Source organism: Alkaliphilus oremlandii OhILAs (assembly GCF_000018325.1).
GTDB classification, from domain to species: domain Bacteria; phylum Bacillota; class Clostridia; order Peptostreptococcales; family Natronincolaceae; genus Alkaliphilus_B; species Alkaliphilus_B oremlandii.
Window position 1 is genome coordinate 1,279,210 of sequence record NC_009922.1, and the last position, 12,930, is coordinate 1,292,139.

The 12,930-nt window shown below is 36.3% G+C and carries 8 protein-coding genes; 7 read left to right on the forward strand and 1 reads right to left on the reverse strand.

The window, feature by feature from the left end; genetic code table 11:
- The first annotated feature begins 83 nt into the window (after positions 1–83).
- The 6 genes from pdxR to hutI all read left to right on the forward strand — a co-directional run bounded on the left by pdxR (position 84) and on the right by hutI (position 11,617).
- Complete coding sequence (pdxR, locus tag CLOS_RS06110) at positions 84–1,568, forward strand: MocR-like pyridoxine biosynthesis transcription factor PdxR (protein WP_012159041.1); 1,485 nt, start codon at positions 84–86, stop codon at positions 1,566–1,568.
- 35 nt (positions 1,569–1,603) lie between these two features.
- Positions 1,604–2,491, forward strand: coding sequence for a diacylglycerol/lipid kinase family protein (locus tag CLOS_RS06115; RefSeq protein ID WP_012159042.1), 888 nt, complete (start codon positions 1,604–1,606; stop codon positions 2,489–2,491).
- 89 nt (positions 2,492–2,580) lie between these two features.
- Positions 2,581–3,027, forward strand: coding sequence for a MarR family winged helix-turn-helix transcriptional regulator (locus CLOS_RS06120; protein WP_012159043.1), 447 nt, complete (start codon positions 2,581–2,583; stop codon positions 3,025–3,027).
- Positions 3,028–3,057: 30 nt separating this feature from the next.
- Complete coding sequence (locus tag CLOS_RS06125) at positions 3,058–8,526, forward strand: diguanylate cyclase (RefSeq protein WP_012159044.1); 5,469 nt, start codon at positions 3,058–3,060, stop codon at positions 8,524–8,526.
- 283 nt (positions 8,527–8,809) lie between these two features.
- Positions 8,810–10,333: a histidine ammonia-lyase gene (gene hutH / locus CLOS_RS06130; protein ID WP_012159045.1), complete on the forward strand. Its 1,524-nt coding sequence runs from the start codon at positions 8,810–8,812 to the stop codon at positions 10,331–10,333.
- Positions 10,334–10,348: 15 nt separating this feature from the next.
- A complete protein-coding gene (hutI, locus tag CLOS_RS06135; RefSeq protein WP_012159046.1) occupies positions 10,349–11,617 on the forward strand; it encodes an imidazolonepropionase in 1,269 nt (422 codons plus the stop codon).
- 41 nt (positions 11,618–11,658) lie between these two features.
- Here the strand turns inward: hutI and CLOS_RS06140 are convergent, their stop codons facing one another.
- Positions 11,659–11,946 carry a hypothetical protein gene (locus CLOS_RS06140; RefSeq protein ID WP_012159047.1) on the reverse strand — a complete coding sequence of 96 codons (288 nt, stop codon included), beginning with the start codon at positions 11,944–11,946 and terminating at the stop codon, positions 11,659–11,661.
- Between the two features lie 190 nt (positions 11,947–12,136).
- Here CLOS_RS06140 and CLOS_RS06145 point away from each other — a divergent pair, with 190 nt between their 5' ends.
- The gene (locus CLOS_RS06145; protein ID WP_012159048.1) at positions 12,137–12,904 is read left to right on the forward strand and encodes a hypothetical protein; all 768 of its coding nucleotides are present in this window, start codon (positions 12,137–12,139) and stop codon (positions 12,902–12,904) included.
- The last annotated feature ends 26 nt before the right edge of the window (positions 12,905–12,930 follow it).

A 12,930-nucleotide genomic window follows, 5' to 3' on the forward strand; every position in this document is an offset into this window, starting at 1 on the left:
CAAGATAATTTAAGTAGGTAGTAATAATAGGAGAAGCTGGTATAATATAAGAATAAATTAGATTATAAGGATGCTGATAATCAATGAAACATTTTGAAAATATTAATATTTCTAAGGAAAGAGGGGAGCACTTATATATCCAGCTTTATAAGGCCATTAAGGATCTTATTATTGAAGGAAAGCTCGATAAAGATGAAAAATTGCCGCCCATACGTAAATTAGCAGAAATTTTGAATGTTAACAATGTTACGGTGGTAAATGCATACCATATTTTACAGGAAGAAGGACTTGTGTATAAGAAAATGGGAAGTGGAACCTATATTTCGCCAGATTTCCTTACCTACGCCTCGGAAGAAAAGGAAAATAGCAGGATCACTTCCTTTTCATTAATGGAGCAGGGACAAATACAAATTAACTCAGATATGATTAATTTTGCCAGTGCTGCACCTAAGGCCGAATTATTCCCAGTGGAGGATTTCAAAAAAGCTATAAATGAAGTTTTAGATCGGGACAAAGGAAATGCCTTTGACTATCAAGAGATACAAGGATATCTACCTTTAAGAGAGAAGCTGATAGCGTACGTCCGTCGGTATGATATCGTGGCAGATATAAATATTTTACAAGTGATTTCTGGTGCCCAACAGGGTATCGATATTATTGCGAAGGCATTGCTAAACTATGGGGACTCCGTTATCGTAGAAAGTCCTTCCTATACAGGAGCAATGGCTTCTTTTAAATCCAGGGGTGCTAAAATCATTGATGTTAATATGCTGTCCGATGGAGTTGATATTGAAGACCTCGAAAGAAAAATACGTATTTTCCAACCAAAATTTTTATATCTAATGCCCAACTTTCAAAATCCTACAGGAATATCCTATAGTCGCAGTAAAAAAGAAAAAATTATGGAACTCTGTAGGCAGTATTCTATTTATGTAGTGGAAGACGATTATCTGAGCGATTTAAATTTCTATTCTAAAGATAATACCACATTAAAAAGTTTAGACAGAGATAATGAATATGTAATTTATATCAAGAGTTTTTCTAAAATACTGATGCCCGGCTTAAGATTGGGCTTTTTAATAGCACCCACCATATTCTATGATAATTTAATTTTTGCAAAACATTCTTCGGATATTTCCACTTCAGGACTTTTGCAGCGAACACTGGAGCTATATTTTAAAGGCGACGCTTGGGATAACCATATTCAGCATATTGAAGAGGAGTATAAAAGCAGCTTTGACGTTATGGTCCGTTGTATTGAACAGTATATGCCGAAAGAAGTTCACTGCATTCAGCCAAGCGGTGGCGTAAATTTTTGGTTTCGATTACCAGATTCTATTTCCACCAAAGAATTATACGAAGACGCCATCAATGAAAATATTGCTTTAGCACCAGGAAGTTTATTTTTTCTCAATGAAAAGGACGATTGTCACTTTAGATTGAGCATCGCATCGCTGAATCATCAGGAGATCGAGGAAGGGACGATAAAAATAGGAAAAATCGTTAAAAACTTATTAAATGGGGGTAATAATAAACTAAATAAAGAACGATATCGACCCATATTATAGATTAAAAAGATTATATTATAAGAAGGTGAGTGCTGATGGAAACAATTAAAATTATATATAATCCCGATTCGGGAAGACAGATTGCACACAGGAATCTACCAGTTTTAGTTGATGTTTTAGTGAAAAATAATTATTATGTAAAAGTATTTCCTACGCAAAAACAATACGATGCAACAAGGGCTGCCTCCCAGGCATGCAAAGATGGTGATGATATTATTATATCCTTTGGTGGCGACGGTACCGTGAATGAAGTTGTCAATGGCATGATGGAAAATGACTATCGGCCGAAGCTTGCCATCTATCCGGCTGGTACAGTAAATGACTTTGCAAACTATCTGCAGATACCTCGCAATATAGAAGAATTTGCCCAATTAATTCTACAGAAAAATACGATTTTATCGGATGTTGGTCGGGGAGGAGAGCGATATTTTTTAAATGTTGCAGCGGCAGGATTACTTACAGATGTGGCATATAAGGTTTCCTCTGAATCGAAAAGCATTCTAGGTAGATTTGCCTATTATTTTGAGGGTATAAGAGAGATACAAAGACAAATGTTCGATCCCATTAAAATAAAAATAACCTATGGCGATATCGTAGAAACGAAGGAGGTTCTCTTTTTTATCCTAGCAAATAGTGCTTCCGTAGGTGGTTTTAAATTTATAGCGCCAGAAGCTAGTATTAATGATGGCAAATTGGACTTAATGATTGTAGAAAAAGGGGAGCTCATGGATACGGCAAGTATATTCGTAAAAGCTCTGGTGGGAAACCACACACAGCATCCGAATCTAAAGTATGTTCAGGTAGATAGTATACGGATTGAATGTGAAGAAGAAATATTAATGGATCTAGATGGAGAACAATATGGAAAGCTACCCATGGATTTTAAGGTGGAAAAGCAAGCCATTCCGATCATTGTTCCATAGAAATTTTATACTTAAAGCATAAAGGAAGTTGTTAAAAAAATGTAATGTTTATGATAGAATAAATAGAGTATTTTAACAGGAGGACGGATATGAAAGAAGCTAGGTACGATGACAATATCATAGAAATAGAAAGAGAGATTCGGTATTTGTGTACTAAAATCAAACAAAAGGGGAGAGAGATTTTAGCGGACTTTTCAATTACACCACCCCAGTTTGAGGCCCTACAATATCTAAATAATTGTCAAGGAATTACCATTGGAGAATTGAGTAATAAGATGTTTTTAGCTTGTAGCACGGTAACGGATTTAGTAGATCGGATGGAAAAAAACGATTTAGTGAAAAGGGTTCGGGATGAGAAGGATAAAAGAGTGGTACGGCCACAAGTTTCAGAAAAGGGCTATCAATTGATTGAAGAAGTTTTGCACGCCAGAAGGAATTACTTGGCAGACGTTATGAAAGATGTCAGTGAAAAAGATAGAAAGTTCATTTTAGATGGAATCACGATGATTTATGAAAAATCTGTAGAAGATATATAGAGAATATGAAAATATTAAGGATGTGCTGAGTTGGAATTAATTAATAGTCGATATAAAATTTTAAATTGTATAGAGCAAGATCATTATTACAGCCAATATGTGGTGTTGGATCTGATGAAAAAAGGAGAAAAATTCATATTGAATTTAGTCCAAAACACCCAGGATGCAAAACCATTTATTGAATATTGCTCCAACAACTTCTATGAAATTTCATCGTATAGTCAAGAAAGTATATTAAATATCTATAGCTATGGAATTGTGGAAACCATAGATGATAAGTTGATTGAAGAGATGATATTCTTTTATACAACGGAATATGTAGAAGGAATGAGCCTATTAGATTTAAAAGAGCCTTTAGATCAGTTGGCATTGTATGAAGTGTACAAACAACTGTCTAGAGCGTTAGATTATTTGCATTTCCATGGTATCGTCTATAAATATATTGGTGTAGAGACCGTTAAAATAATAAAGAAAGACGACAGGGTTATGGTAAAGCTGGCAGATATCATCAGTACCCATCGAATGGAAGTCTTTAATAACTATTTGCATCCTTTAACACGTATTTTTTTATCGCCAGAAACTTGGTCTTATCCGATCAATTCAAGCTCAGACATCTATTCCTTAGGCTCCTTAATGTATTATTTACTGACATTAAGCTACCCAAATGGTAAAGACTTAGAACAACATCTTAAAAATATGGAGGGACATAGCATAGAACGCAAACTATTGATGATGATTCAAAATATGACCAGAAAAGAAGCTCACAATAGATATCGAACCCTCCATGAATGCAATGAAGATATTGTGAAAATTTATGGCACCAACGAGGTTATTGAAAATTTAAAGGATATTGATAAAATTAACTTCCAGACATCCATTATTGGTAGGGATCATGAAATAAAGCAGGTTTTAGAGATCTGTGATGTTGGTAGAGGCAAACTGAATAAATTTACAAAAAATTTAGTTCTTGTAAATGGAGATAAAGGAATCGGAAAAACAAGATTTTTAAAAGAGATTAGCCACTTGATGAAATGGAAAAAATACAAAACCTTCCATATTGACATTCATAGCAATCAATATAGTTCTAGGGACATCATAAGTGCTATAGTAAAGCAGTATATCAAAATTTCTCCAGAAGAATATATTGAGAAATATGGTCTAGAGCTGGTGAAACTGGTTCCTGAACTGGGCGTAACAAGAAAAATCATTCCTTCTTCGGCGTTACCCAGTGAACAGGAGAAACTTAGACTTTATGATAGAACCGCCAATTTTATTTTAGATGTATCCATCGCCCATCCCTCTGCAATATTATTGGACAATTTTGATTCTTCCGATGGCTTTATTGTAGAGTTTGTAGACTATCTGCTCAATCTAAATAAAGTCAAAAATGCACCTATTTTATTGGTATTGGCCTATCGGGAGGATAATTTTGACTTTATTGAATATGCAGATTACATCTACCGGTGGAATTTAAACAACGCACTCAATATTAAATTAAGCCGACTGACCATAGAAGAAACATCGAAAATGGTCAAGCACATTTTAGGCTGGCATAAAGAGCCTTTAAGATTTGCCACTCGGCTCATGAAGGATACGGAAGGCAATCCAAGCTATATCGAAGAGGTTATGAAGGAACTGTATACACAACAGATTATAACCTTTAACTATAGCACTCAATACAGAGGGTTTGCACCCCATATCGCCATCGATGATTATAATGAAATTGTCATATCTAAAAATGTGGATGAATCCATTGTAAAGCAGCTCCAGTCCCTAGACAAAAAACTAAGGGAGATATTAGAAATCGTTTCCTTATTTAATACATCCATCTCCAGAGATATTATTATCAGTATGATTGGTAGTGAAAATGAAGATTTCGAACATATTTTATTGCAACTGACACAATTAAAGATCTTAAATGAAAAATTTGATGACTGGGGCTATACCTATGGCTTCTACAATCAAGACTTTAAAAAGCAAATATACAGAAGTATTGAAGAGCATAGAAGAAATGATTTACATATTAAAGCCAGTATAGTGCTAGAAGAGCTCTACATGAAGGAAGATCGGGAAAATAAGGATGAACTTATATTTCATTTGATACAGTCGGGACAGAATGACCGTTCCATAGACTATTGTATCGAATCTGGTATTGGTATGTTGAAAATTTTTGCTTACGAACAAGCCTATACGATTTTTATGCAAGCACTTGAATTGTTAGAGGATGATAGGGACCCAAGGAAGCTTTCTGTGCTGCTCCATCTTGGAGAAATTAATCAAAAGCTGATAAAGAACAAGGAATCCATCTCCTATTTAAGCAATGCGATGAAGTTGGCAAAAATACAACATAAAATGGAAGAATATATTGATGCTAAAACCAGTATTGGACTCATTTATTCTATACGGAATGAATTTCAATCTGCTCAAACGTACTTTATGGAATCTATAGAAGAGGCCACTGAAATTCAATATTTTGATGGTGTAATGAAGGCTGCCTATTCTTTAGGGAGAGTCTATATGAGTACAAGAGACTTGGAAAAAATGAAATGTATCATCGATCAATACTATAATTATGCGCTGGATCAGAAAAACATATACTACATGGGGATGTTTATCGGATTAAAGGGGATCGTAGAGTACTTCCAAGAGAATATAGAAACTGCGTTAAGTTATTTTGAACGTGCCGTAGAATATTTAGAATCTGTAAATAAGATAGAGGAAACAGCAAGGCCCATCAATAACATTGGGGTTATCTATAATGATCATTTTCAAGATACTCATACAGCAAGAGAATATTACCAAAGGGCTTTGACGATTTCTGAGCAATATCGTATAGCCGATGGGATCATTACGTTTAGCAACAACTTGGCAGAAAGTTATCGCTTAGAGCATAATTATCAGGAAGCCATCGATGTATTGATCAATACGAGTTTAGGGATGGCGCTGGAATACGAAGATGAAATGTCGACCATACTGGTATATATTAGTTTGATTACAAGCTATACCAGCGTCGGAGAATATAGGGAGGCCTATGAATATTTACTAAAAGCAGAGAAATTGCTTAAAAATAACAAGTGTAAAACCCATCAATTATATTTTGAAAACTTCCTTGAAGTGGCCATTGAGCTGTATATAGCATTGGGTGATTATGAAGAAGCTTTCCGGATCATCGATCAGTTTCATCGAGAATTTCCATATGCAGAAGCTTCTATGAGGTTGCGAGTTCGAAAGCTACAGTATTTTGCAAAGCATCAATCTTCTAAGGATGTCACACCAGGAGAGCTTTTGGAGCTGGTGGCTGAATACCGATATACTTCATATATTCGTGATAGAAGGACGATTTTGTTAGAAGCAGCAGAACATTTTGCGAGGCAATCCATGTTTGAAGAATGCAAGGAACTATTGGATGAGGATCATGGCTTGTCCAGCCTCGTGGACAATCGGTACTATACCTTAATTCGAAATTACGTTGAAAGTTTTCTTCTAAACAATGAAGAGCAAATTAGTGCCTTAGAGAATTTACTTTTACACTATGCTAATGAGGGAGATGAATTCAATGAGGTCAAATGGAAAATAAATATGAAGCTCGGTATTTTATATATACAGTCGAAGGCCTACTACAGATCCATTAGTAGATTTTTAACGGCTTTAGATTTGATTTATAAATTATATATGAAGGTACCTGTGGAGTACAGAAAGTCCTATTTAATGAAGGATGATAAATTCCTTGTGAAAGTTTTCCTATCGAAGATGGAAAAGCTGATCCACACAGAAGTTGTAGCTTTAACTGAAAAAAGTGATCGTATTTGCTGTGAAAAGTATAAAGCGTGGTTTTGCAGTGAAGAACGACTGGATGAATTTTTCGATGTTGTTGGGCTTCAGAAGATTATCAATAGCAGAAATTTCTATGATATTGCAGTAGAGTACTATGACACCTTAACTGAAAATACCATCAAAAGTGTGGAACAACTGATTGCCTCTCTAACGGAGGATAATGTTTATAATCTCAATATTTTTCTTAAATTTGTTGGGCGCGTTACCTTGGCATCAAAGGGTGCCATCATCGACGACCACGGTTATAAAATCATCACCTCTTTTGGTGAAAACATTCCAAAGGAAAAGTTGAATAGCATATTGGAGAGTATCCCTAACATCAACAAGGAAGTTTTTATCAAAAACGATTATAGCCAAAACACAGAATTTAATAGAGATTATTTTGAAAACGATATTCGTTCCATTATCTGTTTGCCTATATACAAGGATATTGGAGTTAACGATGAAAGCGATATTTTTGAAAATGATCGAAGAACCAATCGAATAACTCAAAATAAAATTATAGGTTATTTGTACTTAGACAACGATAAGGCTTTGGGCAACTTCACCAATGAAAGCTTGATGTTCTGTAAAAATATTTTACCTTTAGCAGGTATATTGCTCACCAATCGAAATCTAGCAATGATATCGAATATTGATAGAATGACAGGAGCTTACACGAGAAAATACTTTGAACAAATTTTTGACGAGGAAATAGAACAAGCGAAAGAAAGCAATCAGCCCCTTTCGATTATCATGCTAGATATTGACCACTTCAAAAATGTAAATGATATTTATGGACATCAGAAAGGTGATAATATTCTCACAGAAGTAGGAAGAATCATTAAAAGTAATATTCGCTCTACAGACCATGTGGGGAGATATGGTGGCGAGGAATTTGTAATCATTCTGCCAAATACAAGCAATATGGATGCATTCCATGTTGCTGAAAAAATTAGACTCAAGGTTCAAAGCACAAATTTACTTGGAAAAGCTGAAGTATTGACCATAAGCTGTGGCATATCCACTTTTCCTATCGATTCCAACAAGCAATTGCAAATTATAGAAAAAGCAGACCAAGCACTGTATCATGCGAAGGAAAATGGAAGAAATCGAAGTGTTCGATGGGATAAAGAAATTATTTTAAGTAGCAAAAGGGTGGATAAGCTTGCGGGAATCGTCACAGGGAATAATGTACAAGACCAGAGAAATGTTTTGGCCATTACTGAGATCATCAACTTAATCGGCAGTAGCAAAACGGTGGACGAAAAAATATTCACTGCCATAGGACGACTGATCGAAATTTTAGAGGCGGAAGAAGGAATGATCGTCACCGTCAAAAATAATAAAATTGATAAAAAGTATTATCGAAGGCAGTTTATTGAAGATTGGGCCTCTCCCTTCGTATTTAATGAATTTTTGATCCGGCGATGTATACTGTCTATGGAAGGGAGATACATCATTGATTGGGACAATATCAGTGATGTGGATCCATTGACGAATACGCCGAATTGGAAGTCCGTCATCGTAATTCCTGTTGTTGTGAATCAAGAAGTGTGCGGTGTCATTTATTTAGCTGTCCCAATTAAAGAAAAAGAATTTGATTATGCAGAATATAATTTAGTTGAAGTTACGAGTCATGTGGTTGGAGCGATTTTAAAGATCAGCGAACCGTCAGTGTTGTAGAAAAAAAGAGATGCTAGCATCTCTTTTTTTGATTGAAACTGGTTTGTGAAACAATAGGAAGCAATAAATCAAGGAGAGTTCAAATACAAACAATGTCAATTTTATGGACTGGAAAAAAGTTAAAATTGTGAAATGGTACTGGAGGTTCTTCTATTACAGTTTGTTAAAAATAAAAAAGAGGTATATAATTATTTTTATAGAATATTAAAATAAATAAGAATATAGTTTCAATTCAATTTATAATGACCAGCGTATTACCAATTCAATTTGTAGGAGGTATGTCATGAAGAAGATTATGATTGACGGGGAACAATTAACTTTACAGGATATCATTCATGTAACGAGAAATTTCTATGAGATTGAGCTATCTGAAGATGCTAAGAATAGAGTTCGCAATAATCGCAAAGTAGTGGACCGCTATGTAGAAGAGGAAAAGGTGGTGTATGGAATTACTACCGGCTTTGGAAAATTTAGCGATGTGGTTATTTCTAAAAGTGAAACGGAAGCACTGCAACGAAATCTAATTATTAGCCATGCTTGTGGTGTTGGCAATCCTCTGGAAGAAGACGTGGTTCGAGGAATTATGCTACTCAGAGCCAATGCTTTGTCTAAGGGATATTCTGGTATAAGGCTGGAAACATTGAGTACTTTAATCGAAATGCTGAACAAGGGTGTTCACCCTGTAATTCCAGAAAAAGGCTCCTTGGGTGCAAGTGGAGATTTAGCACCCCTATCCCATATGGTATTGGTACTAATCGGAGAAGGAGAAGCAATCTACCAAGGGAAGAGAATGAGTGGAAGAGAGGCTATGGAGGCCGCTGGAATAAGGCCTGTGGTGCTAACTTCTAAAGAAGGACTAGCGCTGATCAATGGAACACAAGTAATGACTGCCATAGGGGCTTTAACCGTATACGACGCAATCAACTTATCAAAAATTTCTGATATTGCTGCGGCATTAACGATAGAAGCTCAAAGGGGTATTGTCACTGCATTTGACAAGAGGGTTCACGAAGTAAGACCTCATGCAGGGCAAATATCCTGTGCTGAAAATTTAAATCGACTTTTAGAAGGCAGTACTTATACTACAAAACAAGGGGAAATAAAGGTTCAAGATGCGTATACATTGAGATGCATACCGCAAATCCATGGGGCATCTAAGGATGCGATCCAATACGTTGAAAACAAAATTAACATAGAAATTAACTCTGCTACAGACAATCCATTAATTTTTTCAGAAGATAATGATGTGATCTCCGGAGGAAACTTCCATGGACAACCAATGGCCCTTTCCTTTGACTTTTTAGGCATCGCTCTAGCGGAAATCGCCAATGTATCTGAAAGAAGAATCGAGCGATTGGTAAACCCGCAATTAAGTGGATTACCAGCGTTTCTAACGGAAAAAGGCGGCTTGAACTCTGGATTTATGATCACCCAATATTCTGCAGCAGCTTTAGTATCGGAGAACAAAGTCCTAGCCCATCCAGCCAGTGTGGATTCTATTCCTTCCTCTGCAAACCAAGAAGATCATGTATCCATGGGAACCATCGCTGCAAGGAAAGCAAGAGAAATCTATAAGAATGCAGTCAATGTTGTTGCCATAGAGCTGATGGCGGCGGCGCAAGGTATCGACTTCTATGAAGGTTATACTTTGGGGGAGGGTACTCAAATAGCTTATGATACCATCCGAAATAAAGTTTCAAAGCTACAGGAAGATCGAGTGATGTACTTCGATATCAATCAATGTGCAAATTTAATTTTTAGTGGTGAATTAATTGAAGCAGTAGAAAAAGCAGTGGAATTACAATAGTAGAGGGTGTGAAATATGAACATTGATGTATGGATTAAAAATATAACGCAGCTGGTAACGGTTCAGGCCCATGGGAAACCCAAGAAAGGGAAGGAGATGCAGGATGTTGGCATCATCCAAGATGGATGGATTGCGGTTGCAGGAGATCGAATCGTTGGTATTGGCAGTGGAGAGATATCTGCCGACTTTCAAGTCGGAGAGAACACTGTAATCATCAGTGGGGAAGGGAAAACGGTTACACCGGGGCTCATAGATCCCCATACTCATTTGGTTCATGCAGGGTCTAGAGAAAATGAGCTGGCCTTGAAATTAAAAGGTGTCCCTTATCTGGAGATCCTGAAACAGGGTGGCGGCATCTTGAGTACAGTCAATGCAACGAAAAAAGCTACCATGGAAGAATTGGTAGCGCAATCGAAAAAGAGTCTTGATAGAATGCTGTCCTACGGTGTAACCACAGTGGAGATCAAGAGTGGCTACGGATTGGAATTGGAAGCAGAAATCAAACAACTGGAAGCCATCCATAGATTACAACAGCAGACACCGATGGACTTAGTTTCTACATTCATGGGAGCCCACGCGATTCCAAAGGAATATAAAGAAAACCCAGAGGAATTTATAGATTTAATTATAGAAGAGATGCTTCCAGCAATTAAAGAAAAGAATTTAGCTGAGTTTTGTGATGTATTCTGTGAGGAAGGTGTATTCTCCGTAGATCAGACCAGAAGAATATTAGAGGCCGCTCGAAGTCTTGGCTTTAAGAATAAAATTCATGCGGATGAAATCGTACCATTGGGTGGTGCTGAATTGGCCGCAGAGCTTCAAACAATTTCTGCGGAGCATCTGATGGCTGCTAGTGAAACGGGTTTGAAGATGATGGCAGAAAGCAACGTAGTTCCGGTAGCATTGCCAGGAACATCCTTTAATCTGGCTACAGGAAAATATGCGGATGCACGCAAAATGATCGAATACGGCTTACCCGTTGCTTTGGCAACGGATTATAACCCGGGAAGCTGCCCTACTGAAAATATTCAGCTCATTATGAGTATTGGGTGCCTGTATCTGAAAATGACGCCAGAGGAAGTAATCAGTGCCGTTACTATCAATGCGGCGGCTGCCATTGATAGAACACAGGAAATCGGTAGTATTGAAGTTGGGAAAAAAGCAGATATCACCATATTTGATGCGCCGAATCTATACTATATTCCATACCACTTTGGTGTGAATCACGTAGATACTGTATTGAAAAGTGGGAAAATTGTCGTTGAAAAAGGCAATGTAATCTAATGATATAAAGGGACCTAAAATACTTAGGTCCCTTTAACGTTCTAATCTTGGCTATTCAAATAATCCATGACCCTATCCAGCTTTGCAAGCTGCTCTTTATTTAATAAAGGTCGGATCCTATCCACCATTTCTTCGTGGTTTGGAACGGCATGCTTCAGTCTGGAAAGTTCTGCCAGAGCTTCTTCTTCTGATACATTGCTATATTGATTAAATAATTCCATCGCCTTCTGATAATCCTCTTCAGATACCATATTTTTTACCTCTTGAAGTTTTTTGTAATCACCAGATTTAAAAGCTCGTAAAAGTTCATTTAATTTTTTAGAATCCATTATTCTCCCTCCTGAATAATAATTTTTAGAATCCTTCATTGATATCGGTAAAAGCTTTTCCGTATATAGATATGCACTATAATTGTATTTTGCCACTAAATATATCAATAAAAATATAAAAACTAATAAAACAATTTTACTGGAATATACATATACTATATAACAGGTCAAATTTTGAAGGAGGTCAACGATGGATAAAGAAGAAAAAAAGTTGCAGATTCAGCCCAACTGGTTACTGTTCTTCTTATTTCTAATTTTTTTATCACGCAATGACACTAAAAAATTAGATATGGAAAGAATGAGCTTAGCCGATTTAGATAAAAAGGCAAAATTTTTGAACCGAATCAAAGGCTACATGGAGCCAGAGGAGCAATACGTTCTTCATGGAGCAGAAACCATACTCCAGATCATCAAAAATTTGAAGGTATTAACAGATCCGCCGCGGATTGCAGCAGCAGGTGTAAGGTACCCTTCATTAACATTGGAAGATCGAAAACGAAATCTGCTGATAGATATCAGTGAATTTCTTGAGGATGAAAAAAAGCTTTTGGTTCATCAGGCCGTAGATTTTGATATTAAGGTGAAAACCTTAGAGAAAAAATTGAAAGAAATACATAGTATCAGCCAAAAGGGAAATTTTTTGTCAAATATCCATGAATATATTGAGGTTGTAGAACCATTACTAACACTTGATGCTCAAGAAAAGGCGGCAGATCTCAAAAAATTACTATCTGTTGTAAACGTAGTAGGAACATTAAGAAACAAGGAAAATTTTGAAGTATTGGATATTGTTGAATTGGTTCAACCGTTTATTCCGAAGGAACAACGGGAGTCTTTAGGAAAGATGGTTCAGCTATTCCAAATCGTCAATGCAGTTCAAAGTGATGTACCAGAAGATATACCCGAGGAAATGGATGTTCTGGGTAATGAATCTGTAGAGAACAATGAACAAATATAGCTTTTAAATTATAAAATATTAAGTTA

What these genes read in the sequence shown, in the direction of transcription:
- pdxR (WP_012159041.1), top strand. Translation starts at nt 84, where the DNA reads ATGAAACATTTTGAAAATATTAATATTTCTAAGGAAAGAGGGGAGCAC.
- CLOS_RS06115 (WP_012159042.1), top strand. Translation starts at nt 1,604, where the DNA reads ATGGAAACAATTAAAATTATATATAATCCCGATTCGGGAAGACAGATT.
- CLOS_RS06120 (WP_012159043.1), top strand. Translation starts at nt 2,581, where the DNA reads ATGAAAGAAGCTAGGTACGATGACAATATCATAGAAATAGAAAGAGAG.
- hutH (WP_012159045.1), top strand. Translation starts at nt 8,810, where the DNA reads ATGAAGAAGATTATGATTGACGGGGAACAATTAACTTTACAGGATATC.
- hutI (WP_012159046.1), top strand. Translation starts at nt 10,349, where the DNA reads ATGAACATTGATGTATGGATTAAAAATATAACGCAGCTGGTAACGGTT.
- CLOS_RS06140 (WP_012159047.1), bottom strand. Translation starts at nt 11,946, where the DNA reads ATGGATTCTAAAAAATTAAATGAACTTTTACGAGCTTTTAAATCTGGT.
- CLOS_RS06145 (WP_012159048.1), top strand. Translation starts at nt 12,137, where the DNA reads ATGGATAAAGAAGAAAAAAAGTTGCAGATTCAGCCCAACTGGTTACTG.